Source organism: Streptosporangium sp. NPDC049248 (assembly GCF_040678965.1).
Classification (GTDB): Bacteria; Actinomycetota; Actinomycetes; order Streptosporangiales; family Streptosporangiaceae; genus Streptosporangium; species Streptosporangium fukuiense.
Map to the genome: position 1 here is coordinate 533,902 of NZ_JBFAQY010000002.1, position 22,690 is coordinate 556,591.

Annotated in this window: 23 protein-coding genes; 16 read left to right on the plus strand and 7 right to left on the minus strand. The window is 68.5% G+C overall.

From position 1 onward, the window contains the following. Positions 1-37: 37 nt before the first annotated feature. The gene (locus tag AB0K21_RS06175) at positions 38-520 is read right to left on the minus strand and encodes a hypothetical protein (RefSeq protein WP_364148242.1); all 483 of its coding nucleotides are present in this window, start codon (positions 518-520) and stop codon (positions 38-40) included. Between the two features lie 157 nt (positions 521-677). On the opposite strand from AB0K21_RS06175, the gene AB0K21_RS06180 reads away from it, so the two are divergent. After that, positions 678-1,484: a class I SAM-dependent methyltransferase gene (locus AB0K21_RS06180; RefSeq protein ID WP_343979448.1), complete on the plus strand. Its 807-nt coding sequence runs from the start codon at positions 678-680 to the stop codon at positions 1,482-1,484. 61 nt (positions 1,485-1,545) lie between these two features. Here AB0K21_RS06180 and AB0K21_RS06185 read toward each other — a convergent pair whose 3' ends face one another. Continuing rightward, positions 1,546-3,375 (minus strand): M14 family zinc carboxypeptidase, encoded by a 1,830-nt coding sequence (locus AB0K21_RS06185; protein WP_343979445.1) that lies wholly within the window; start codon positions 3,373-3,375, stop codon positions 1,546-1,548. A 119-nt stretch (positions 3,376-3,494) separates the two neighbouring features. Further along, entirely contained in the window at positions 3,495-3,902 is a 408-nt protein-coding gene (locus AB0K21_RS06190) for an ATP-binding protein (RefSeq protein ID WP_343979442.1), read from the minus strand. A gap of 192 nt (positions 3,903-4,094) precedes the next feature. Between AB0K21_RS06190 and AB0K21_RS06195 the strand changes: the two genes are divergently transcribed. Together AB0K21_RS06195 and AB0K21_RS06200 are read left to right on the plus strand one after the other, a co-directional pair. After that, a complete protein-coding gene (locus AB0K21_RS06195; protein WP_343979438.1) occupies positions 4,095-4,919 on the plus strand; it encodes a helix-turn-helix transcriptional regulator in 825 nt (274 codons plus the stop codon). 33 nt (positions 4,920-4,952) lie between these two features. Continuing rightward, the gene (locus AB0K21_RS06200; RefSeq protein WP_343979464.1) at positions 4,953-5,183 is read left to right on the plus strand and encodes a DUF397 domain-containing protein; all 231 of its coding nucleotides are present in this window, start codon (positions 4,953-4,955) and stop codon (positions 5,181-5,183) included. 101 nt (positions 5,184-5,284) lie between these two features. Here AB0K21_RS06200 and AB0K21_RS06205 read toward each other — a convergent pair whose 3' ends face one another. Both AB0K21_RS06205 and AB0K21_RS06210 read right to left on the minus strand, forming a co-directional pair. After that, positions 5,285-8,197, minus strand: a complete 2,913-nt coding sequence (locus tag AB0K21_RS06205; RefSeq protein ID WP_364148247.1) for an AAA family ATPase — start codon at positions 8,195-8,197, stop codon at positions 5,285-5,287. 14 nt (positions 8,198-8,211) lie between these two features. Then, positions 8,212-8,904, minus strand: coding sequence for a hypothetical protein (locus tag AB0K21_RS06210; protein ID WP_343979432.1), 693 nt, complete (start codon positions 8,902-8,904; stop codon positions 8,212-8,214). Between the two features lie 488 nt (positions 8,905-9,392). Between AB0K21_RS06210 and AB0K21_RS06215 the strand changes: the two genes are divergently transcribed. From AB0K21_RS06215 to AB0K21_RS06260, 10 genes are all read left to right on the plus strand, one after another. After that, on the plus strand, positions 9,393-9,998 hold the full coding sequence (locus tag AB0K21_RS06215; protein WP_364148250.1) for a hypothetical protein: 606 nt from the start codon (positions 9,393-9,395) through the stop codon (positions 9,996-9,998). Positions 9,999-10,003: 5 nt separating this feature from the next. Then, on the plus strand, positions 10,004-11,071 hold the full coding sequence (locus AB0K21_RS06220) for an SRPBCC family protein (protein ID WP_364148253.1): 1,068 nt from the start codon (positions 10,004-10,006) through the stop codon (positions 11,069-11,071). Between the two features lie 37 nt (positions 11,072-11,108). After that, the gene (gene gvpJ, locus AB0K21_RS06225) at positions 11,109-11,531 is read left to right on the plus strand and encodes a gas vesicle protein GvpJ (RefSeq protein ID WP_343979423.1); all 423 of its coding nucleotides are present in this window, start codon (positions 11,109-11,111) and stop codon (positions 11,529-11,531) included. A gap of 1 nt (position 11,532) precedes the next feature. Continuing rightward, the gene (locus AB0K21_RS06230) at positions 11,533-12,423 is read left to right on the plus strand and encodes a GvpL/GvpF family gas vesicle protein (protein WP_364148256.1); all 891 of its coding nucleotides are present in this window, start codon (positions 11,533-11,535) and stop codon (positions 12,421-12,423) included. 4 nt (positions 12,424-12,427) lie between these two features. Beyond that, positions 12,428-12,649 (plus strand): gas vesicle protein GvpG, encoded by a 222-nt coding sequence (locus tag AB0K21_RS06235; protein ID WP_030922954.1) that lies wholly within the window; start codon positions 12,428-12,430, stop codon positions 12,647-12,649. 45 nt (positions 12,650-12,694) lie between these two features. Beyond that, entirely contained in the window at positions 12,695-13,138 is a 444-nt protein-coding gene (gene gvpO / locus AB0K21_RS06240; RefSeq protein ID WP_343979415.1) for a gas vesicle protein GvpO, read from the plus strand. Position 13,139: 1 nt separating this feature from the next. Then, positions 13,140-13,577, plus strand: a complete 438-nt coding sequence (locus AB0K21_RS06245) for a gas vesicle protein (protein WP_343979412.1) — start codon at positions 13,140-13,142, stop codon at positions 13,575-13,577. Beyond that, positions 13,570-14,379 (plus strand): GvpL/GvpF family gas vesicle protein, encoded by an 810-nt coding sequence (locus tag AB0K21_RS06250; RefSeq protein ID WP_343979409.1) that lies wholly within the window; start codon positions 13,570-13,572, stop codon positions 14,377-14,379. The genes AB0K21_RS06245 and AB0K21_RS06250 overlap by 8 nt, the downstream gene beginning before the upstream one ends. Next, positions 14,369-14,680: a gas vesicle protein gene (locus AB0K21_RS06255; RefSeq protein WP_343979406.1), complete on the plus strand. Its 312-nt coding sequence runs from the start codon at positions 14,369-14,371 to the stop codon at positions 14,678-14,680. The genes AB0K21_RS06250 and AB0K21_RS06255 overlap by 11 nt, the downstream gene beginning before the upstream one ends. 71 nt (positions 14,681-14,751) lie before the next feature. Next, on the plus strand, positions 14,752-15,276 hold the full coding sequence (locus AB0K21_RS06260; RefSeq protein ID WP_364148260.1) for a gas vesicle protein K: 525 nt from the start codon (positions 14,752-14,754) through the stop codon (positions 15,274-15,276). A 91-nt stretch (positions 15,277-15,367) separates the two neighbouring features. Here AB0K21_RS06260 and AB0K21_RS06265 read toward each other — a convergent pair whose 3' ends face one another. After that, positions 15,368-18,031 (minus strand): glycoside hydrolase family 3 N-terminal domain-containing protein, encoded by a 2,664-nt coding sequence (locus AB0K21_RS06265; RefSeq protein WP_364148263.1) that lies wholly within the window; start codon positions 18,029-18,031, stop codon positions 15,368-15,370. Between the two features lie 469 nt (positions 18,032-18,500). Here AB0K21_RS06265 and AB0K21_RS06270 point away from each other — a divergent pair, with 469 nt between their 5' ends. After that, positions 18,501-19,484, plus strand: coding sequence for an ornithine cyclodeaminase family protein (locus AB0K21_RS06270; RefSeq protein ID WP_364148265.1), 984 nt, complete (start codon positions 18,501-18,503; stop codon positions 19,482-19,484). Positions 19,485-19,590: 106 nt separating this feature from the next. Here the strand turns inward: AB0K21_RS06270 and AB0K21_RS06275 are convergent, their stop codons facing one another. After that, positions 19,591-20,319 carry an SDR family oxidoreductase gene (locus AB0K21_RS06275; protein ID WP_364148267.1) on the minus strand — a complete coding sequence of 243 codons (729 nt, stop codon included), beginning with the start codon at positions 20,317-20,319 and terminating at the stop codon, positions 19,591-19,593. Between the two features lie 212 nt (positions 20,320-20,531). Here AB0K21_RS06275 and AB0K21_RS06280 point away from each other — a divergent pair, with 212 nt between their 5' ends. Both AB0K21_RS06280 and AB0K21_RS06285 read left to right on the plus strand, forming a co-directional pair. Further along, entirely contained in the window at positions 20,532-21,113 is a 582-nt protein-coding gene (locus AB0K21_RS06280) for a helix-turn-helix domain-containing protein (RefSeq protein ID WP_364148270.1), read from the plus strand. A 315-nt stretch (positions 21,114-21,428) separates the two neighbouring features. Then, the gene (locus tag AB0K21_RS06285) at positions 21,429-22,598 is read left to right on the plus strand and encodes a cytochrome P450 (RefSeq protein ID WP_343983058.1); all 1,170 of its coding nucleotides are present in this window, start codon (positions 21,429-21,431) and stop codon (positions 22,596-22,598) included. Positions 22,599-22,690: the final 92 nt, after the last annotated feature.

The window sequence follows — 22,690 nt, forward strand, 5'->3', positions numbered from 1 at the left end:
CCCGCCCCCGGGGGTCCGGCGGTCCAGGGCGGCGGGTTCAGTGGTGGGGCAGCATGTGTTCGAAGAGCTCGAAGCCCGTGAAGAGCAGGAACGCGACCGCGAGGAGGGAGCCCAGCAGGACCGGCTGCGACACGCGGCGACGCGGCCGAGGCCTGGCGGGCGAGGCGCCGGCTCCCAGCGCGGGGATCGCTGTCAGAGCGGGGTCCGGAGCCGGGACGGATTCGAGGGCGGGGGCGGGGGCGACGGGGGGTGGGGTGCCCCCCTGGAGGTGCGCACCCACCGGGAAGACGCGGACACCGTCACAGCCGCAGGCGGGGCAGTTCGTTCCCGACCAGGGCGGCTGGACCATGACGCCCGACCTCAGCCAGAGCACGACGTCGTGTCCGTGCCCGTCGGTCAGGTGACGGACGAGGTACTCCTCCTGCCAGAGGTGCCCGCAGCGCGTGCACCCCAGTGGCCAGGTCTCGCGAGCGCTGAACTCCTCGAGCACGAGGATCACCCCCATTGTGTCAGCGAACATCCCATCTGAGTCTGGGCGCCCTCCTCCGTTACAGCAAGCGACGAAATGGTGCGAAATCCGTTACGGCCACACAATTAGACCAAATAATGAGACAATTCTTCTTGAAATATGAGATTCCTGCTACGGTCGGGGGCACGGACAGAAGGAGAGGTCTCCCATGACAGCCAAGGGCGCCGTGTACACGCACGGACACCACGAGTCGGTGCTCAGATCCCACAGGTGGCGTACCGCGGAGAACTCGGCGGCCTACCTCCTGCCGTACCTGAGAGCGGGTATGACGCTGCTGGACGTGGGCTGCGGGCCCGGCACCATCACCGCCGACCTGGCGGAGCGCGTCGCGCCCGGCACGGTCACCGCGGCCGAGATCAGCGAGGAGGCGCTCGGGCTGGCCCGCGCGGAGATGGAGCGGCGCGGGCGCTCCGGCGTCGAGTTCTCCGTGGCGGACGTGCACGAGCTGTCTTTTCCCGACGACACCTTCGACGTCGTCCACGCCCACCAGGTGCTCCAGCACGTCGGCGATCCCGTGTCGGCGCTGCGCGAGATGCGGCGGGTCTGCAGGCCGGGCGGGATCGTCGCGGTACGCGACAGTGACTACGCCGCGTTCACCTGGTTTCCCGAGACGCCCGAACTGGACGAGTGGCTGGACCTCTACCTGAGGATGGCGAGGGCCAACGGCGGCGAGCCCGACGCGGGGCGGCGACTGCTCTCCTGGGCGCACGCGGCGGGGTTCACCGACGTCTCGGCCACCTCCTCGACCTGGTGCTTCGCCACACCCGAGGACCGCGCCTGGTGGGGCGGCATGTGGGCCGAGCGGATCCTGAAGTCCGACATGGCCCGCCAGGCCCTCGCCTCGGGCAGCACCGAGGAGGACCTGCGCCGCCTCTCGGCGGGCTGGCACGCCTGGGCAGGAGAGCGGGACGGCTGGCTGTCGGTGCTCCACGGCGAGCTCATCTGCCGCGTCTGACCGGCGCCGAGCCTGCCGGTGAAGGGCTCGGGGCGCCCTCGGCGAAGGCGCCCCGAAGGGGTCAGGGTTGTTGAGTGATCTTGACGTTGTCGATGCCGGCCTCCACCAGGGAGGCACCCGAGGCGTCGGCGGCCTCGATCAGGACGCGGACCGTCTGGCCCGCGAAGGCGGAGAGGTCGGCCGTGGCGACCGCCCAGGCGCCGTTGCGGTTGGCGGCCGCGCCGAGCTGCTGGAACACCTGGGTGGTGGTGGAGCCGACGACCTTCACCCGCAGGAAGTCGGCGGTGGAGGAGTTGGAACCGTGCGCCAGATACCACGACAGCGACAGGTTCAGCGTCCCGGTCGACGGCAGGGTGATGGCCGGTGACTGGATGCTGGTGACTCCTCCGTCGATGTCGTGGTCGCCCGCCGCGGTGCCCGCGAGCCTGCCGGTGACCAGGTCGTTGGTGCCGCTGACCGTGGTGCCGAGCTGCTTGGCGCCGCTGGAGGTGGTGGCCTGCGGGACGCCGCGCTCCCACTGGCCCGAGGTGGCGGTGTCGGTGCCCGAGGGGTTGGTCGTCCAGCCGGCCGCCGTTTCGAACTCGTCGGAGTAGACGGTCACCGGCGGGGTGCCGGTGCCGCAGTACTGCGACTCCTTGCCGATGATGCGGTAGACGCAGTCGGAGTACTCCAGGAAGCGGAGCGCGGCCTCGCGGTTGCGGGTGGTCTGCGGGACGATCTGCTCGTCGGGGGGGTAGAAGCCCGGCGAGGAGGAGACCGGGTACATCTCGATGGTGTAGCTGAAGATCTTGTAGACGCCCCACAGCCAGTCGTCGATCGTGCCGTCGGTGATGTAGAGGTCGCTGGCCTGCTGGGGGGTGTAGTTGTTGGTGGCGGCCATGTTCTGGCCCAGGGTCGCGTGGGCGTCACGGTCGTCCTGGGTCAGGCCGGGGCCGGTGTCGTTGTAGGTGTAGCCGTACGGCCACAGGATCAGCTCGCCGTAGGTGTGCCAGTCGATGTGCGCCTTGATCTGCTGCACACCGCCGACGATCCTGCTGCGGACCCAGTTGGCCACCGCCCTGACCTCGGGAGCCGACTCGGCCGCCGAACCCCGGTAGGTGTCGCTGGAGGCGGAGCCGGAGGAGCCTCCGCAGCAGCCCCAGTTGTAGCCCCAGTTGCGGTTGAGGTCGGTGCCCACGGACGAGGAGCCGGAGTTGGGCTGCCGGTTCTTACGCCAGGAGCGGTAGGAACCGGTGGCTATGTCGTACTCGCCACCGTCGGGGTTGAGGTCCGGCATGATCCAGATCTCACGATTGTTGACCAGGTTGGTGATGCGGTTGTCTGTGGCGTATCCGTCGGTGAGCAGGTTGAGCAGGTAGAGCGCCATCTCGACGGTCAGGTGCTCGCGAGCGTGCTGGTGATGCGTGAACAGCACCTCGGGCTCGTTCTCGTCCGTGGCGACGTTGTCGCTGATCTTGACGGCGATCAGGTCGCGCCCCTCGTACGAGGTGCCATAACTGATCTTGCGGGCGATCGTCGGGTGGTCGGCGACGATCTGGTTCACCGCGGCGGTCATCTCGGCGTAGTTGTGGTAGCCGGAGTCGGCCGACGGAAAGTCCGAACGCTGTTCGGGCCCGGTCGGGTACAGGGACTTGGGGATCTTCGTGACGGTGTGGCCGAGTTTCTTGATCTCGGCGACCTCGGTCTCGCTGGCGGTGACCACGACCGAGTCAGGATCGACCTGATCGATCGCGGCACCGGTGGCCGCGATCTCGCTGCGCTGCTGAGGGGTGCTCGGTCCCTGGACCTTGTACTGGCTGTTCGGTGACGGCTCAGCCGAGGCTCCCGCCCCGGTCATGCCAAGGCATAACAGCGCCAGGGCGGCGAACACCACTATCAGACGGCGTCTCACCTGCGTCCTCCTCGGGCACGCACTCTAGGGGGTTGTCGCGTGCCTCCACTGAGAGTCAGACAGGGAGGTTGATTAGCAAAGGCCCAAATTTTAGGAGCCGCACCCCCTCCGTCCCGAGATCAGAAGACGACCTCGAACCAGAGCGTCCTGGCGCCCTCGGGAGCGTCGTCCTGGACGCCCCAGTTGTCGGCGAGCAGGTCCACCAGGAACATGCCTCGCCCACCCTCCGCCTCGGGGTCGTTGCGCACGTGCGGCATCGACGCGCCCGACCCGGCGTCACAGACCTCGACCAGCACCGCGGCCGATCCCACCGCCACGGTCATCGCGACCTCTCCGCCCCCTCCGGACCCCGAGTGGAGCACGGAGTTGGTCACCACCTCGCTCACCAGGAGGATGACGTCGTCGGACGCGGGGTGTCCCTCGCCCAGCAGCTCCCTGACCCGGCTTCGCGCCATCGACACCGACTCCGGAACCCCCTTGAGGGTCACCGTGGATCGAGGTGAGACGGCCTGCCGTCCGGTCGTCATGGTTGACCTCACTCCCCGACACGCATATCCCATGCACATCGCCCTCTGAGATGGCACACTCACTCACGGTGAACTGTTCTATCAAGGACTGCAATACCTCATGTTGAGATTCCACAGATTTGCCATCAAAGGACGGAGGGAGGTAGATGCGTGGCTTCTCGACGCAGCCCCACGGCCCGTCATCGCCGCCTGATGGCGGAACTGAACCGTCTGCGAAAGGACAGCGGGCTGACACGGGTGGAGGTGGCCGAGCGGATCGGCTCCACCGACACCACCGTCTGGAGATACGAGACGGGCCTGACCCGTCCCCGCCCCTCGGACGTGTCGGCCCTCACCGAGGTGTACGGCGTGACCGGGGAGGCGCGTGACTCCCTGATCCAGATGGCCGTGGAGGCCCGGCGGCGAGGCTGGTGGCACCCCCACCGCCAAGCCCTCAAACCGGGCTTCGACTCCTACATCGGGCTGGAGGCGGAGGCGTCGCTCGTGCGTTCGTACGAGCCGCTCGTCGTTCCCGGCCTGATGCAGACCGAACCGTACGCACGCGCGGTGATCGAGGCGACCTCCATTGTCCAGACCCCCTCCCAGGTCGAGGAGACGGTCTCCGTACGCATCTCGCGCCAGCGGTTGCTACACGGACCCGGTGACCCGATCCACCTCGTCGCGGTGCTCGACGAAGCAGTGATCCGGCGTCAGATCGGCGGGCGCGACGTCATGTCGGAGCAGTTGGAGCATCTCGTCCACCTCGGCGCGCTGCCCAACGTGGAGATCCGGGTCGCCCCGTTCTCCGCGGGGGCGCACGCGGCGATGGACGGCAAGTTCTGCCTGCTCAGCTTCCCCGAGCCCGAGGTTCCCGACCTGCTCTATCTGGAGCAGGCCTCGAGCGGGCTCGTGCCGGACGACCCGGAGCAGGTCAGCCGATACGCCTCCATGTTCGAGAGCCTCTGCGAGATGGCACTCGGCCAGGAGGAGTCGGCGGCCTTCATCGCCCAGATGGCGAGAAGGTTTTCCTCCCCCTAGCCGTAGAAGGAAGAAAAAGTGCGAGGGTCCACGATGGATCTGTCCGGCGCCAAGTGGCGTAAGAGCGGTCGCAGCACCAACGGAGGCGACTGCGTGGAGGTGGCGGTCGTCCCCGGTGATCCGGCCGTCGCCCGACACAAGGCCGACGCCGATCGGCTTTACCTCGTCCGCGACTCCAAGGATCCGGGCGGCCCGGCTCTGGCGTTCACCCGGAGCGAGTGGGACGCCTTCGTCGGCGGCGTGAAGGACGGCGAGTTCGACTGACGGGCCTTTCGGGGGAACCGGCTCGCTGGCTCCCCCGGAACCTCCCGGCCGCACAGCCCGCCCGCGGCCTCGGCCCGGCGGGCTGTGCGTGTTCGGAACCGTCAGCGCGGGGGCCGCTCATCGGTGCCCTTGTAGCCGAGGACTCGCATGGCGACCTCGGGGTCCATCGCCGCGGCGAGCAACTGCGCCCGTTCCACGGCGCTGTCACGCTGGGCCTCGGCCCTGGCCCTGGCGGCCCGCGATCCCCGGGTGACCGTGGCGACGATGCCCGCTCCCACGATCGCGGCCAGCACGGCGACGAGCACCACCGGGAGCGTGCCCGACTCCGGCGAGCCCGCCCCGCCCAGCACGACACCTCCGCCATTGAGCGCGTACACGCCCAGCAGCGTGAAGGCCGCCAGCGCCACCAGGCTGACCACGACCAGGAGCACCACCTTCAGCCGCCCGCCCCGCGACGCGGGAACACCGGACGGCGGAGGGTGCGGCGACGGCACGGGCGGTGGCGACGCCTGCCGGGGCACCGGACCGCCGTCACCCCACGGCACGAAGTCCGGCCCGGCCGGCATCGTGGCGCCGTTGCCGTTGCCGTTGCCGTTGCCGTTGCCTATCACCACCGCTCCCTGCACGACCGCGACGGCGGGTTCGAGCCTGAGCTGGGCCGCCGGGACGGGCAGGGTGCGCGACACGTGGCTGTGCTCGCGATGCGCCCGTGCCGCCTCCAGGTGATACTCCTCGATCTCGGCGTAGAAGTCCTCCGAGAGATAGACCGAGCCGTCGACCAGCGGCCCCTGCCTCCGCTCCAGGATCGCGACCACGTCGTCACCGTTGAGCGTCTTGTGCGTCTCGAGCGCGTGGGCCAGGCACAGGACGTCTCTCCGATGCTCCCGCAGCAGTTCCTCGGTCCGGTCCAGCAGGCGCACCAGGTTGAACTCGATGCGCTCACCCAGCACGTCGGGGGCCGGCGGCTGCCCGCCCCCCGGTGCCTTGGTGAAGCCGATGCCGCCGCCACCGGGCTTGGGCATCGACTTGCCTCCCATGATCTCCAGTTCCTGCAGCGCGGGCACCGAGGTCACTCCGCGCCCCATTCCCCAGTGCGCCTCCATCAGCGCGGTGAGGTACGTCGCCGAGAACAGGTCACCCGAGACGCCGGAGGAGTTGTCCTCGCCGAAGAACATCCGCTCCCCGGCCAGCGAGGCGAGCGAGACCATGATGTCGGCCTCGTGCTCGGACTTCCAGCGGGTGAACTGGTCCTCGGGCTTGATGCTCGCGACCATGCCGAGATAATCGGCGCCCTTCTCTATCGTGGCGATGTCGATCTCAAGGTGGTAGCGGGTGCGGTAGGCCGCCACGGCGTGGCAGGCCTCGTGCACGGCGACCGCGTGCCGCTCGCGCTCGATGTACTCCACGTCCTCGGGTGGCCCGAGTTGCTTGAGCCGTTTGGCCCTGGTCACGTCCGACCAGGTGATGACCTCCCGGCCGTCGCGGATCGCGGTGATCAGCGACTCGTTCACCAGGTCCTTGATCGTGGCGCCGGTGGCGTAGGGCGTGATCGTCGCCAGCTTGTCCAGTTGCTCGTCGGTCAGCTCGTGGTCGACCTTGTCGAAGTAGCCCCGGTAGGTGCGGACCCGGCCCGCCTTCGACGGGTAGCCCACCTTGTAGATGCGGTCGATGCGGCCCGGCCGCAGCAGCGCCTCGTCCAGCGAGTTGGGCATGTTGGTGGCCATCATGACCAGGATCCGGTACTTCGGCGGCGGCTTGGGCCGCATGCCGAAGAGTCTTCGCACATGCCGGTTGACGATGCCCCGGGGCTTCTTCAGCCCCGACAACTCGGTGAGCAGCGCCTGCAGCGTGCCCGGGTCGCCGCCCCCGCCACCCATGCCACCCATCATGAAGCGGCTGCGGCCGGTGTCCGGCTCCTCCCGCTCCGCCGCGCCCTTGCGGGTCAGCAACCAGCGGGTGTCCTCGCTGAGGTAGCCGAATCCGTGGCACCCCGCGACGTGCGGGGAGAATCCGGGGCCGCCCCTGGGCCCCTGCTGCGCCAGCGAGCCACGCCGTCCGAGGGAGTCGGCCTCGTCGAAGAAGACGATCACGCCCCCGTATCGCAACGAGAGCTTGCGGAGCTTCCTGAACAGCGACTTCACCTTCAGGATGCCGATGCCCATGAACATGTTGACGAACGCGCCGGGGTCGACGAACACGTACGGCTTGCCGGTCTCCCCGGCCACCGCCTCGGCCATCAGGGTCTTGCCGGTGCCCGGCGGGCCCCACAGCAGCAGGCCGCTGGGCACGTAGCCGCCACGCTCCTCGATCGCGTCCGGCCGCTCCAGGAAGACGATGTTCTCCTTGACCCGCTCGACGACGTGGTCCTGGCCCCAGACGTCGGTGAAGCGGGTCTTGATGTCGTCGGGGAAGTAGGTCTCCACGCCGCCCCGCGACAGCAGCCAGAACAGGCCGATGAACTGGAAGGCGATGAAGAAGAACGCGAAGGCGAGCTGCGCCATGTACGGCAGCGCCTGCCAGAGCAGCGCGGGCGCCTGGAACAGCGCGAGCGCGGGAGAGGTGTCCAGCACCTCGCCGAGGATGAGGGCGAGCACCGCGATCCAGAACAGCCACTTGATGGCGCGCGCCATCCTGAAGCGATTCCAGTCGGAGAAACGGCGATGGGTCCAGCGCTCGAAGCCGCCGAACACACCGCGCGTCCAGAACCTGTTGTATCCGGCGGAGCGCTCGCTGACGAAGAAGTGGAGCTGGCGCAGGAACTCGGCTCCCAGGAGCCAGAAGATCCACGGCGCCGCGACAGCGGTGGTGATCATCGCGTCCTGGAATGTCATGATGCCCTCGAATGAGGCCATCTCGCTCCATACCAGGATGAAGTAGATGATCGTCAGGATGAGGAGGAATTTGATCCGATCCCAGAAAGGCATCTTCTTGCGCTTGTCGGGATGCGGATCCGTCGGACCCGAGCCGGGGGCCCTTAGTCCTTCGAAGGTGGGGGGCGGCGGAGGTGACTTCATTTACGGGCTTCTCCTCACCCGGTGAGTCGTTTGACCTTGAAAGATTGCGCGATCCTGTCGAACTCCCCGGCGCGCTTCCGGTAGCAGGCGGCCGAGCAGCGGATCAGCAGGGTGGAGATCTGCTTGCCGTCCGGGGCCAGATAGGAGGTGAGGTCGAAGGTCTCCGTCCCGGCGCCCTCGATCGCGTAGTTGAACCGCACGTGCACCCCGCGCAGGCCGTCTCCGGGCTGGAGCACCTCGTCGGCGAGAAGCTCGAAGTCCTTCAGCGGATAGCCGGGGATCTCCGCGTACTTCTCGCGCACCGTCTCGGTGACGGGCAGCACGGAGTTGCGCATGCTGTTCAGGGAGAGCGCGTCCCGCTCCTCGGGGAGGAGCTTGGCGATCCGGGCGAAGACGAATGGTTCGTCCTCGGTGCCGTAGCCGAGCAGGTGGTCTGGAGACGGCTTGCTGTGGGCGTCGTAGGCGGTCGACCAGATGAGCTGTTTGCGCAGCTGCGCGGTGGCCGATTCGAGGTCGGCTCCGATGGTCGCCTTGTCCAGCGCCGTCTGGTCGACCTTCCGCCAGGCCGCCGGAACCTTGAAGTATGTCTGCCCGTCGTCGTGGCGGACGTAGGTGAACTCCGCACGTGCACATCCCGTGAGCCCGCCGACCATGGCGGAAACGACCACCATGGCGATCACGGCGAACCCGGCCCTCGATCTTCTCACCAGGGCTGTACCTCCGCTTTACGGGTTAACGAGATGGTTGTGCCCGTTTTTTAAGCGCCTCTCTCCTTTCTCGACCCATTCATCTCGGAAACCTTGACCAAATCTTTCCGGGAACCTGGCTCCACTTGTTACAAAGCTCCGCCGTTGACCCCCGACACATCATTGAACTCTCGACCTCTGCCGTAGGCCAGAGGCGGACGGAGGGGTGTTTCACCTCCGGCCCACGACGGGAATCCACCCCCGGGCAGGCCAGACCAGAACAATATCCCTTTTGTCCCCTTTTTGCCCATATGTGTTTTTGTGGGGGTTTTCCAGGGTAGGGGGAAATGAAATTGTTGGAACGGGATGCTCTTCCCATATTCACCGCAACGGGCGTCAGCTCTGGTCAATGTCGTCTTTCTCTGCGATGTGCCGACGGGGTCCGGCCCCGAGGACTCGAAAGAGATGAGACGGACTCTGCAGCAGGACAACGACAGGGAGTGGTGATCGTGAACAACATGGTGCGAATGGCCCTTGCCGTGGCCGGAGGCTACCTTCTGGGGCGCGGGAAAGTACGGCTGGCCACGATGCTGGCCATCGCCGGTGTGACCGGCCACCTGCGCGGCGGCAAGGGCGACCTGTTGCAGCAGGGGCTGAAGATACTCGGTTCCTCTCCGGAACTGGAAAAGATCACCGAAAGCATTCGCGGCGACCTCCTGGAGGCGGGCAAGGACGCCGCCAAATCCATGATGACCAGACAGATCGACTCGCTGAGCGGCAAGCTGCACGACCGAGCCGAGTCACTGCGGAACCCCGAGGAGGCCGAGGAGGAACCGGAAGAGCCCGAGGAAGGCCGGAAGCGTCGCGGGAAGACTGCGAAACCCCCGAAGAAGTCCCAGCCCAAGGACGAAGAGGAAGAGGAAGAAGAGGAAGAAGAGGAGGAGGAGGAAGAGGAGGAAGAGGAGCCTGAGGAGGAGGAAGAAGAAGAGGAGGAGGAAGAGGAAGAAGAAGAGGAGGAGGAGCCGGCACCGGCCAGGTCCAGAGGCCGGGGCTCAAGTCAGCGCAAGTCCGAACCGTCGCGAACCAGGCGGGCGCCCGCCAAGGCACGGGGGTGAGCCCCATGGCTAAGGCCTCCAAGGGCCAGACTGACCAGAAAGAGCAGCGCCCCGAGCACAACGGCCAGGAGAACTCCATGGACCGGCTCACCCACGAGTTCCAGAATCTCCTCGGCGCCGTCGGGGAGCGGGCGCTGTCCACGGTGGGCGACAAGGTCAAAGGGATGACCGGCAAGCTGACCGACTATGCCGGAGGCGGTGGATCGGGCCTGCTGAGCACGCTGACCGGCTCGGGGGGATCCCTGGCCGGCGGCCTGGTGAAGGGACTGGGCAAGAAGGCGATCGGCGGCCTGGTCAAGAAGATCACCGGAGGCGGCGGCAAGGGCGGGAAAGGCGGGAAGTTGAAGATAACCAACATCGTCGAATCCATCGACATCGGCGTTCCGATACGCATGGTCTACGACCAGTGGACCCAGTTCGGAGACTTCCCGAAGTTCATGAAGAAGGTCGAGAACGTCGACCAGCCATCTGACGAGAAGCTGGAGTGGAAGGCACAGATCTTCCTGTCCCACCGCACCTGGGAGTCGACGATCATCGAGCAGGTGCCCGACAAGCGGATCATCTGGCGCTCGAAGGGGGCGAAGGGGTACGTCGACGGCATCGTGACCTTCCACGAGATCACCCCCGACCTCACCCGGGTTCTGGTCACCCTGGAGTACCACCCGAAGGGCCTGTTCGAGGGCACCGGCAACCTGTGGCGCGCCCAGGGCAGACGGGTGCGCCTCGAACTCAAGCACTTCCGGCGGCACATCATGAACCATGTGCTCCTGAAGCCCGACGAACTTCAGGGATGGCGTGGCGAGATCCGCGACAGCAAGGTCGTCAAGGACCAGGAGACGGCCCTCCGGGAAGAGGAGGAGGCCAAGGGCTCCGAGGACGAACAGGCCGAACCGGAGAGCCCCGAGGAAGAGGAGAAGGGCGAGCAGGGCGAGGAGGAACAGGCCGAGGAACCCGAGGAGGAAGAGGAGGAAGAGGAGGAAGAGGAGGCGGAAGAAGAGGAACCTGAAAAACCCGCCGCGAAGAAACCGTCCAAGCGGCCCGCCCGTCGCCGCAAGACCCCCGCCCAAGTGTGACCGGACACGTCGCAGCGGGTAACCAGAGAGGAACGCCATGACCGTCGTTCAGGGGGGCAGGGCCGCCGGCTACCGATCCGCATCGGGGCTGGCCGACGTCGTCGACACGATCCTCGACAAGGGGATCGTGATCGACGCCTACATCAGAGTCTCTCTCGTTGGAATCGAACTCCTGACCATCGACATACGGATCGTGGTGGCCAGCGTTGACACCTACCTGCGCTTCGCGAAGGCTGTCAACCGCCTCGACCTCACCCAGACCGGCTCCCAGAAGACCCTGCCGGAAATGGTGCAGGACATGACAGAGGGGGGCGGCAAGTCGGTGGCCAAGGGGGCGACACACGGGGTGCTGGACGCGGCCAAGGAGAAGCTCAGCGGTCTGACCGGCGAATCCGAGGAGGAGGAGCCCGAGGAGGAGCGCGAAACGGCACCCCGGCCCAGACGACGGAAGGAGCGGTGAGATGCACGCTTCCAGCGCGAAGCCGGAGGCCGCCCGGTCCGACGGGTCCGGCGGGTCCACGTCCGGCGCTCGCGCCACCCAGAGGCGTTCCGCCTCCGAGCGGCGGGGGACCGCCGCCACCAGGGGATCCGGCGCGTCCAGGCCCAGCACCGGTGTCTACATCTACGGGATCGTCCCGGCGGACGTCGAACTGACCTCGGACACCATCGGGGTGGGAGACCCGCCGGGCGCGGTCAGGCTGGTGCGGTACGGCGAGATCGCCGCCCTGGTAAGCGACGTGGCCACCGATCGCCCGCTGGGCAGGCCGAATGACCTCATGGCCCACGAGCGACTGCTGGACGAAGCCGCCGCGGAGGTGCCCGTGCTCCCGATCCGTTTCGGGGCGGTGGTGACGGACACCCGGGCGGTCGTCGACGAGTTGCTCATGCCACACCACGACGAGTTCCTCGTCACGCTGAACGACCTGGAGGGACAGGCGGAGTTCGTGGTGAAGGGGCGCTATGTCGAGCAGGCCGTCCTACGGAAGGTGCTGGAGGAGAACCCCGAGATAGCGAGGTTGCGCGACGAGATCCGCGACCTCCCCGAGGAGGCGACCTGGGACACCAGAATGCGGATCGGAGAACTGATCAACGCGTCGATCACAGCCAGACGCGAAACCGACACCGCCGCACTGGTCGATGCCCTCACTCCGCTCTGCGTCGACATCGCCGTGCGCGATCCCACCCATGAACAGGACGCCGCCCACCTCGCCCTGCTCGTGCGGACCGACCGGCAGCCGGATATCGAAAAGGCCCTGGACGTGTTCGGAAAGCGCTGGGAGGGCCTGGTCGGGCTACGACTGCTGGGCCCGCTGGCACCGTACGACTTCGTCAGGACACAGGAGAACGGGTGATGACGTGGGACCTCTAGGACTGATCCTGGGTCTGCCGTTCGCACCGGTCCGCGGGCTGGTCCGGCTCGCGGAACTGCTTGAGGAGCAGGCCGAGCAGGAACTCTGGAGCCCCATGGCGGTCAGGCGCCGCCTGGAGGAGCTGGCAGAGGCGAGGGCCGCCGGTGAGATCTCCGAGGAGGAGGAAGCCCAGGCCGCGGAGGAGATCCTCCAAGGGATGATCATTTAGCCGGTGCGGCCACGCCGGCCGGGAGACGATGAGGAGAGTGAGCCCGTGCCTGTCAAACGCAGCCCTCGCAAGGAGCGCCCTACCGACGATTCCTACGATGACGAGGCTTTCGACGAGGGCGAGGAGTCGTACGAAGACATCGAGGACGACGAAGAGGAGGAGGAGCCGGATAGTGACGGCCGGTCGGTGAAGTCCGCCCGGCGACCGCGACGGCGCTCCCACATGCTGTCCGCGACGACCGCCGGAGCGACCGGACGGCGGCACATCGCCGAGCTGATCGACAAGGACACCGAAGGGGTGACACTGGTCCGGCCGGAGAAGGACGGCTGGCTGGTCGAGGTCGAGGTCGTCGAGGACCGTCACGTCCCCTCCTCCGGCGACATGCTCTCGCTCTACCGGGCCGAGATGGACGCCGAAGGGAACCTCCTGTCATACCGCAGGGTGCGACGCTATCGGCGAGGCAGGCCCGACAGCGGCGAGGTGGGCTGACATGGCCGAGGTGGGGCGATCCGGCACGCTCCCCAGGGCCTACGGCGGGGGCCTGGCGAGCAACGGGGGTCCCGCCAATCTCGCCGACATCCTGGAACGGGTGCTCGACAGAGGCATCGTGATCGTGGGCGACATCCGAGTGAACCTGCTGGACATCGAGTTGCTCACCATCAAGCTGCGCCTGCTCATCGCCTCGGTGGACACCGCCCGGGAACTGGGCATCGACTGGTGGGAGCACGACCCGTGGGTCACCGCGCAGGATCGAGACCTGGTCGCGGAGAACCGCCGTCTCCGCCGTCAACTGGCCGCCGCCGGGGAGGGCGGGCCAGACGAGCGGGAAGAGAGATCCCCCAGGAAGGTCAAGGAGTCGAGAGGTGCCAGAGGGCCACGGGAGTACAGCGAACCTGACAGGTTGAGGAAGCGGGAACGCGATGGCTGAGGCCGGTACGTATCTCTACGCGATCTCCCAGGACCTGGGCCGCGCTCTGCCCGCCGACGTGTCGGGCGTGGCCGGGGCCCCCGTACGTGCGATCACGCACGAGGGTCTGGTCGCGTACGTGAGCCCGGTTCCCCTGGACGAGTTCGGCGAGGAGCCGCTGCGGCGTTCCCTGGAGGATCTGGACTGGGTCGGGGGGACGGCCCGCGCTCACCATCGCGTCGTGGAGGCCGTGTCACAGCAGGCTCCCACGGCACCGGTCCGGCTGGTGACCGTCTACAGCACCGAGGACCAGGTCCGTGACCTGCTGCACCGCAGGCATGACGACTTCGCCGCGGTGCTCGCCCGCGTCACCGGTCGCAGGGAGTGGGGAGTGAAGGCGTACGCCTGTGCGGCCGCGGCCGACTCCCCCTCGGCCGACTCCGCCGACTCCGCCGCGGAGCCGGAGGACGACAGGCCGGGTACGGCCTACCTGAAACGTCGCCGGGCGAATCTGCGCGGCCGGGAGGAGACGTGGCGCCTGACGGCTGAGCGCGCGGAGCACATCCACGCCACCGTGGCCGCCACCGCTGTCGCGAGTCATCGTCACCGGCCCCAGGATCCGGAGCTGTCCGGCCGCGAGGACCCGATGGTGCTGAACGGCGCCTACCTCGTCGACGAGGACCGCGCGGAGGAGTTCGTCGCGACCGTCGACGGTCTGCGCGGTCAGGGGATCGACGTGGAGCTCACCGGCCCCTGGGCGCCCTACTCCTTCACCGCGCTGGATCTCGGCCCGGCCGACCGGGAGACCTCCGATGACACGTGACCACCGCCCGCGCGGCGCCGAGCTCGCCGCCCAGGGACGCATTCCCGCCGAACGCGTGGCGCTCGTCGACCTGCTCGACCGGCTGCTGGCGGGCGGGGTCGTCGTCAGCGGCGACCTCGTGCTCTCCATCGCGGACGTCGACCTCGTCCGCATCTCCCTACGCGCCCTGATCACATCCGTGTGGGCGATCGACCCGGTCCCCTCCGCGAACCCGCCCGGCACGGTCACGGTCGCACGGACCTTCGGCGCGACCGCCCCTGCGAAGGCGCTCGACTCACCGGACCAGGGGTTCCCGCGGTGAACCGCCCGTCAGAAAAGAAGCTCCACGAGACGGAGGCCCCCGGTGTCACCCGGAAGAGACCCCGTGCCGCCGTGGAGGACCCACGCACCGCGCGGCAGGCGTCCGGCAGGGCGCGGGTGCCCGCCGAGACCTCGCCCAGGACTTCCGAAAACACCCGGAGGAGCTCCGGCGAGGTGAGCGGGGCGGGCGGGGTGTGGCAGGAGGCCAGTGGGGTGTGGGAGAGGACCGGTGGGGTGTGGGAGGGGGCCGGCGGCGTGTGGGAGGGTTTCCGGAACACGCGTAGAACGGCTCGGGGAACGGCACGGGGGACGGCGCGGAGCGGCCATTGGCGGGTGAACACCGACCCGGAGACGGTCGAGCGGGACCTGACCCGCCTCGTGCTCACCCTCGTCGAGCTCATCCGGCAACTGGTGGAACGCCAGTGCGTGCGCCGGATGGACCGGGGTGACCTGTCGGACGAGCAGGTCGAGGTGCTGGGACTGACGCTCATGCGTCTGGAGGAGGCGATGACCGAACTGTGCGAGCGCTTCGGACTCTCCCCCTCCGACCTCAACCTCGACCTCGGGCCGCTCGGAACCCTGCTGCCCACGGACTGACCCACCTGCCCGGGACCGGAGACGCGAGGGACAGGTCTCGGTGGCCGGACCACCGAGTCCCGTCCCTCGGATCTCTCGTGCGCGAAGAGCCCTAGGTCAGGTCCTCACACTTTTTGGCGTCGGGGTCGTTGGCCGCCTTCGGCACCCAGCGGATGTTGGCGAACGAGGCGGAGAACGCTCCGTCGGTGTAGACGAGGAACGGGGTGTTGACCACCTCAAGGTCGAGTCCCCCCGCGGCGAAGCAGGCGATGGGAATCTTGACCGTCGACTTGCTCCCGGCCGGAAGTCCCTGGAAGAGGGAGGTCGCCACCACCTCTGAGAGGCACGGATAGACGCAGTGCACACTGAGCACGGTCCTCGCAGCCGGGGCCTGGTGGACGATGGTGTCGAAGACCAGAGCCGCATCGGAGTTGAGGTAGCCCCGAAGGTCGGAACCGCCCGCCGGGTCCTGCAGGTAGATCTGTGCCGGGCCCGTGCCGCTCCAGGTCGCCTTCAGGCCGTCCTGCTGCACGTTGACGTCCGACTGCACCACGGAGATCTCGGCGTGCGACGCCTGGCCGTCGGCGCCGATCTCGGTGCCGCCCCAGTTCTCCGCCGAACCGATGAAGCTCTTGTAGGGCGCGATGTCGGTCCGGTTGAAGATCTCCAGATCCTCGCTCGCCTCACCGCCGCCGCCCTGCCCGCCACAGCCGAACTCGGGCGCGGTCTCGTCCAGCGTGCCGACCGCCCCGCTCTGGCCGTTGCGCAGGCCGTAGCCGAGCGGGAAGAGCGGGTCATAGCCCTCGGTGCCCGCGTTGAGCGGCGTCTGGCAGGCGCTCTTGGGCCAGGAGTAGGGCAGCTTTCCGGTGAAGCCGTCGCGGTACCTGCCCCGGACCAGCACGTCGGCGACACCGCCGCCCTCGGTGCCCGGCAGCCACGCGGCGACGAAGGCGTCGGAGCGGTTGAGCTCCTTGTTGACCCAGAGCGGCCGGCCGCTGACGTAGACGGTGACGACGGGCGCGCCCTTGCCGCTGACCCGATCCAGCACGGCGAGGTCGGCGGGGTAGATCTTGGCGGCCTCCAGCGAGCGCCGCGCGAGGTCCCCGACGCCCTCGGCGTACGGCGTCTCGCCGATCACCGCGATGACCGCGTCGTACGCCGAGGGGTCGACGCCCTCGCCGGTCTCGTTGAAGGTGACGTTGGCCGCGCCGAGCGCCTCGCGCAGGCCGCCGAGGATCGTCGTGCCGTTGGGGAAGTCGGCGTTGACGTTACCGGTGCCCTGCCAGGTGAGGGTCCAGCCGCCGGTCTGGTTCTGCAGGCTGTCGGCGCTCTTGCCGACCACGAGGACCTTGGAGTTCGCGGCCAGCGGCAGCACCCTGCCGTTGTTCTTGAGCAGGACCTGCGACTTGCGCGCCGCCTCCCTGGCGAGCCTCCTCGCCTGCAGCGCGTCGCTGGAACCGGCGAAGGCCCGCTTGGAGGGCTTCGGCCCGTCGAGCACGTTGGTGCGCAGCTTCACGCGCAGGATGCGGGTCACCGCGTCGTCGATGCGCGCCATCGGGATCTCGCCGCTCTGGACCTGGGCGATCGTGTTGGCGATGAACGCCTTCCAGTCGTTGGGCACCATGACCACGTCGATGCCCGCGTTGATCGCCTGCGGGCAGCTCGCGTTGGTGCAGCCGGCGACCTGGCCGATGCCGTTCCAGTCGGAGACGACGATGCCGTCGAAGCCGATCTTCTGCTTGAGGATGTCGGTGAGGGCTCGCTTGCTGCCGTGCAGCTTGCCCTCGTTGATACCGAGGTCGGCGTTGGTCCAGCTGTTGAACGACGCCATCACGCTCTGGGCGCCGGCCGCGAGCGCGCTGTAGTAGCCCTGGCCGTGCACGTTGATCATCTCGGCCTCGGACGAGGGGTTGACGCCCTGGTCCACGCCCTTGATGGTGCCGCCGTCACCGATGAAGTGCTTCGCGGTGGCGATGACGCCGTCGGAGCCGATGCCGCGCGGGTGCTTGCCCTGCAGTCCCCTGACCGCCTCGTAGCCGTACGCGCGGGTGATCCGGGGGTCCTCCGAGAAGCCCTCGTAGGTACGGCCCCACCTGTCGTCGAGGGGGACGGCGAGGGTGGGCGCGAACGCCCAGTCCTGGCCGGTGGCGCGGATCTGCCTGGCGGTCGCCGCCCCGATGTCACGCACCAGGCACGGGTCCTGCGCGGCGCCTAGGCCGATGTTGTGCGGGAAGACCGTCGCGCCGTAGACATTGTTGTTGCCGTGGACGGCGTCGATGCCCCAGATGACGGGGATCTTCGTCCGGGTGGCGACGGAGGCGTTCCAGTAGGCGTCGGCGAGATCGAGCCAGGCCTTCGGCGCGGCGTGCTTGTCACGGTTGGGCCACGCGCCGCCACCGTTGAGCACCGAGCCGATGAAGTACTGCTTGACCTCGTCGGGAGTGATCGCGCTGATCTCCGGCTGGGTCATCTGGCCGACCTTCTCGGCGAGCGTCATGCCCGCGAGGATCTTCGCCACCCGCTTCTCGTCCGACCGGTTCTGATCGATGGCGCTGTCGACCTTGGGCCACTCGGCGAGGGTGGGCAGCTTCTTCTCGATACGGGCACAGCCTCGGGCGTCCAGGGCCGGTTTGCCGATCACCGGTTGCCGGCCGCCCGTCGCGGTCTCGGCGCCCGCGCTCGGGATCCCGGCGACACCGGCCGCCAGGACTGTGAGGCTCGCCAGCACCGCGAGCCTGCTCCGGTTGGGGCCCGGCCGGGCGAAGGGTCTGATCATCGAAGGTCCGTTCTCCAGGCACAGCGACGGTCGTGGCGGCCCCCGAGTCCGCACTTCGCAGATCCTTACGCTGTGACGCTGCCGAGTCAATAGTTTCGCGAGAGCGCTCTCTCAGCTGAACACCTGTTCGATACAGGGCTCGCGGCTTGTAAACCCCGCCTATCAGGCCTTTTACAACGCGATACGACCGCATCACCGCTGGCCGGACGACCCAAACCCTGCTCTTCTGAGAGCGCTCTCAAGATTTGGGCGGACATTTCCCAAGCCGGCCCGGCCGACGACCCGTCAAAATACGGCGCTCGTGACGTTCAGCACCTCGTGCACGACTCGATCGCCGGCTCACGCTTTCACGCAAAGGCGCACGCACACCCGACAGAGCACGGACGACCAGCGGTGATGCATACCGGATCTCGACCTCCACGTTCGAGGTCGACCCCCGCGATCCTCTCGTTCCGGGGTTCGTGTTTCGATGAACGGCGTGCGCTATCTCGACACCGCGGCAGTCACCGCGGCCCTGACTCCCGCCGACGCCGTAGAAGCGATCACGGCTGCGCTCACCGCCGGGTTCGACCCCGCATCCGACACCGCGCGGACCACGGCCCACACCGGTCACGGCCACTTCCTCCTCATGCCCTCGGAAGTCGGCGGGCACGCGGGAGTGAAGGTCGCCACCGTCGCACCGGAGAACCCGGCGTCGGGACTTCCGCGCATCCAGGCCTGCTACCTCCTGTTCGACGCGGCGACGCTGACGTTGCAGGCCATCCTCGACGGCACCGCGCTGACGACCCTTCGCACGCCCGCCGTCTCCGTAGCAGCGGTGCGCCCCGCCCTCAGCCGCATCCGTGAACCGTTGCGAGTGGTCGTCTTCGGCGGTGGACCCCAGGCGGTCGCACATGTGGACACCCTCGCCGCCGTCGTCGACGCTCCTGTCGCCGCGGTGACGTTCGTCGTGCGTCGGCCGGAACAGGCGGCGGCAGCGGTCCGTGAACGGGGCGACATGATCCGCGCCGGCAGCGAGGACGTCAGGGCGGCGTTGACCACCGCGCACGTCGTCATCTGCGCGACAAGCGCACGAGCGCCACTGTTCCCCGCAGATGCCGTCTCGCCCGAAGCGATCGTGATCGCCATCGGCTCACACGAACCGGACGCACGCGAACTCGACAGTGCCCTCCTCGCGACGGCATCGGTGATCGTCGAGGACATCGACACCGCCCTGCGCGAAGCGGGCGACGTGATCCTCGCCCAGAGCGAGGGTGCCATCGAGACCGGCGACCTGATCCCGATGAAGGCCGTCGTCACCGGTACCGTCTCCCTCGCCGTCGGTCGTCGGGTCGTGTTCAAGAGTGTCGGCATGTCCTGGCAGGACCTCACCGTCGCAAGCGCGGTTCTCGCCCAACCGGACTCCACCGCCGAGGGCCGTCAGCCCAGGACCGGAATCGAAGCACCACGATGACGCCGTGTCATCGGACGCCCCGGTCCACCATCGGCGGCACGGTACATGCCGTGAGAACGACGACGGGATAAGGCCGACCAGCCGGCGAGGCGGTGCCCCGCGGGTCTCAGGACATGGTGTTGCCGCCGTTGACCGCCAGGCGCTGGCCGGTGATGAAACGGCCGCCGGGCGAGGCCAGGAAGGCGATCGCGTCGGCCACCTCGGCGGGCACTCCCATCCGGCCCAGCGGCAGGCCCGCACGGTACTCCTCGACGTCCATTCCCTCGTGGCGCTCCACCGGTATCCAGCCGGGCTCGACGGTGTTGACGGTGATGCCGTACCGCCCGAGCTCGTTGGCCCAGGAACGGGTCAGGCCGTGCATCGCCGCCTTGGCCGCGACGTAGTGCCCCATCTCAACGTTGCCCAGGTCGACGACCTCGCTGCCCACGTTGACGATCCGGCCCGAACCGGCCTCGCGCATCGCGGGCAGCACGACCCGCAGGATCAGCAGCGGCGCCTTGACGAAGAACCGGAGCTGGTCGAGGTGATGCTCCCAGGTCTGCTCGGCGAGGGGCACCAGCGGCTGGGGTCCGGTCGCGTTGTTGACCACGACCTCGACCCGCCCCGCCTTCTCGGTCACCTCCGCGATCCCCCGCCGTACCGACTCCTCGTCCGTCACGTCGAAACGGGCCAGGAACGCCCGGCCTCCGGCCGCGGAGATACGTTCGACGACGGCCGTGGCACCCGCGGTGTCGTGGGCGTAGTTGACGCCGACGGTCCAGCCGTCCTCGGCGAGCCGCACGGCGATGGCGGCACCGAGCCCCCGCGAGGCCCCGGTGACAAGCACGCATCCCATCCGCTTCCCCTTTCCTGACTTTTCAGGATTCCACGGCTCTCATGCCACGAGTGGAGCCGCTCCCATTGTGGCGGGCTCTGGCACCCGTGCCTCGTACCGGTCCCGCGGGGCGAGAAGGTTCGGAGACAGCCGGTTCCTCCGGGAGTTTGGGACTAGGCAAGTGACGGGGCGTGGGCTAGCTTCTGGACAGGTGTCCAGTTTGAGGAGCGACAATGCCCAGGACCACCGAGGCGCCTCGGGCCCGGCTGTCGGGCCGGCAGGCCGAGACCGTGCGCAGGCTCACCGAGGCGGCGGTCGAGGAGGTCGCCGAGCACCGGTACGAGGGGTTGACGGTGCGCGGGGTCGCCAAACGGGCCGGGGTCGCGCCCGCCACCGCCTACACCTACTTCGCCTCCAAGAACCACCTGCTGGCGGAGGTGTTCTGGCGGCGGCTGCGCGACCTGCCGGAACCGGACCCGCTCCCCGGCGGCTCCCCCGCCGACCGGGCCGCCGAGGCGCTGAGCGCGGTGGCGCTGCTGGTCGCCGACGACCCGGCGCTCTCGGCCGCGTGCACCACCGCGATGCTCGCCGACGAGCCCAACGTCCTTCGGCTGCGTGCCCGCATCGGGCTCCGTGTCCACGAGCGGATCTCCGGCGCCACCGACGCCTCGCCCGCCGCCCTGCAGGCCTTCGAACTGGCCTTCTACGGCGCGCTGGTCCAGGCGGGGATGGGCCACCTCTCCTACCGCGACCTCCCCGACCTCCTCGCCACCACCGCCAGAACCATCTTCCCCCGTACCGAGGAGTGCCCATGAGGCCGCGCCGGCTACCCCTGCCAGGAACGAGCCAGACGAACCGCCCCGAGGGAGTGGCCCGTGAGGCCGCGCCGGGGACTGGACCGAGGAGGGCGGGGTCGTGAGGAACGAACGACCCCGCTCGACGAGGGAAGGAGCCGGGTCCCAGCGGCCGAACCGCGACGCGTTAGCGTCGCCGGCAACCCGTGAGGCCGCGCCGGGGACTGGACCGAGGAGGGCGGGGTCGTGAGGAACGAACGACCCCGCTCGACGAGGGAAGGACCCGGGTCCCAGCGGCCGAACCGCGACGCGTTAGCGTCGCCATCGACACAGCTCGTGTACAGCCCCTATGACTACGTGGTTCATGAGGATCCGTATCCGATCTACGCCAGGCTCAGGGAGGAGGCGCCGCTCTACCGCAACGAGGAGCTGGACTTCTGGGCGCTGTCCCGGCACGGTGCCGTGAGCGCCGCTTTCAGGGACACCGCGACCTACTCCAACGGGTACGGAGTGTCGCTGGAGCCCACCGCGTGGGGGCCGAAGGCGCACCGGACGATGTCCTTCCTGGCCATGGACCCGCCCCGGCACTCCAGGATGCGGGCGCTGGTCTCGCGGGGGTTCACCCCGCGCCGGGTGGCCGCCCTGGAGCCGAGGATCAGGGAGATCACCCGGCTGTACCTGGAGCCGGCACTGGAGTCCGGACGGTTCGACTGGGTCACCGCCGTCGCGGGACGGGTGCCGATGGACGTGATCTCCGAGCTGATGGGGGTACCCGAGTCCGACCGGCAGGAGCTGCGACGGCTGGCCGACGTGGTGGTGCACCGCGACGACGGCCTGCAGGACGTGCCGCAGGAGGGCATGGCCGCCTCGCTGGATCTGGTCGTCTACTACTCCGACATGCTCGCGCGACGCCGCGCGCACCGGACCGAGGACCTGACCAGCGCCCTGCTGGACGCGGAGATCGACGGTGACCGGCTGACCGACGAGGAGATCATCGCGTTCCTGTTCCTGATGGTGGTCGCGGGCAACGAGACCACGACGAAGCTGCTCGCCAACGCCCTGTACTGGGCGTACCTGAACCCGGCGGAGGGTGCCAAGGCGCTGGGCGGGGCGATCGGGCCGTGGGTGGAGGAGACCCTTCGCTATGACACCTCCTCGCAGATGCTCGCCAGGCGCGTCACCGGCGAGGTGGAGATGTACGGTACGCGACTGCCGGCCGGTTCCCGGCTGCTGCTTTTGGTCGGCTCGGCCAACCGCGACGGACGGGTGTTCCCCGACCCGGACCGCTACGACCTCGACCGGGACACCAGCGAACTGATCAGCTTCGGCCGCGGCGGCCACTTCTGCCTGGGCGCCTCACTGGCCCGGCTGGAGGCGCGGGTGGTGCTCGGCGAGCTGGCCCGGCAGATCACCGGCTACGAGATCGACCTGGCCTCGGCGGAACGGGTGCACTCCGCCAACGTCCGCGGCTTCGCCCACCTGCCGATGAGCGTGACACGCCGATGAACCGCCACCGAGGTATCCGGAGCGCCGCCCGCCGGCCGGGGTTCCCGAACGCCCCTCACCGTGTCGCCCGACCGGCGTCCGGACCATCCGAG

Coding starts and splice junctions, on each gene's coding strand:
- AB0K21_RS06175 (WP_364148242.1), bottom strand. CDS start 520: ATGTTCGCTGACACAATGGGGGTGATCCTCGTGCTCGAGGAGTTCAGC.
- AB0K21_RS06190 (WP_343979442.1), bottom strand. CDS start 3,902: ATGACGACCGGACGGCAGGCCGTCTCACCTCGATCCACGGTGACCCTC.
- AB0K21_RS06180 (WP_343979448.1), top strand. CDS start 678: ATGACAGCCAAGGGCGCCGTGTACACGCACGGACACCACGAGTCGGTG.
- gvpJ (WP_343979423.1), top strand. CDS start 11,109: ATGACCGTCGTTCAGGGGGGCAGGGCCGCCGGCTACCGATCCGCATCG.
- AB0K21_RS06230 (WP_364148256.1), top strand. CDS start 11,533: ATGCACGCTTCCAGCGCGAAGCCGGAGGCCGCCCGGTCCGACGGGTCC.
- AB0K21_RS06255 (WP_343979406.1), top strand. CDS start 14,369: ATGACACGTGACCACCGCCCGCGCGGCGCCGAGCTCGCCGCCCAGGGA.
- AB0K21_RS06245 (WP_343979412.1), top strand. CDS start 13,140: ATGGCCGAGGTGGGGCGATCCGGCACGCTCCCCAGGGCCTACGGCGGG.
- AB0K21_RS06250 (WP_343979409.1), top strand. CDS start 13,570: ATGGCTGAGGCCGGTACGTATCTCTACGCGATCTCCCAGGACCTGGGC.
- AB0K21_RS06265 (WP_364148263.1), bottom strand. CDS start 18,031: ATGATCAGACCCTTCGCCCGGCCGGGCCCCAACCGGAGCAGGCTCGCG.
- AB0K21_RS06280 (WP_364148270.1), top strand. CDS start 20,532: ATGCCCAGGACCACCGAGGCGCCTCGGGCCCGGCTGTCGGGCCGGCAG.
- AB0K21_RS06220 (WP_364148253.1), top strand. CDS start 10,004: ATGGCTAAGGCCTCCAAGGGCCAGACTGACCAGAAAGAGCAGCGCCCC.
- AB0K21_RS06205 (WP_364148247.1), bottom strand. CDS start 8,197: ATGAAGTCACCTCCGCCGCCCCCCACCTTCGAAGGACTAAGGGCCCCC.
- AB0K21_RS06270 (WP_364148265.1), top strand. CDS start 18,501: ATGAACGGCGTGCGCTATCTCGACACCGCGGCAGTCACCGCGGCCCTG.
- AB0K21_RS06195 (WP_343979438.1), top strand. CDS start 4,095: ATGGCGGAACTGAACCGTCTGCGAAAGGACAGCGGGCTGACACGGGTG.
- AB0K21_RS06200 (WP_343979464.1), top strand. CDS start 4,953: ATGGATCTGTCCGGCGCCAAGTGGCGTAAGAGCGGTCGCAGCACCAAC.
- AB0K21_RS06275 (WP_364148267.1), bottom strand. CDS start 20,319: ATGGGATGCGTGCTTGTCACCGGGGCCTCGCGGGGGCTCGGTGCCGCC.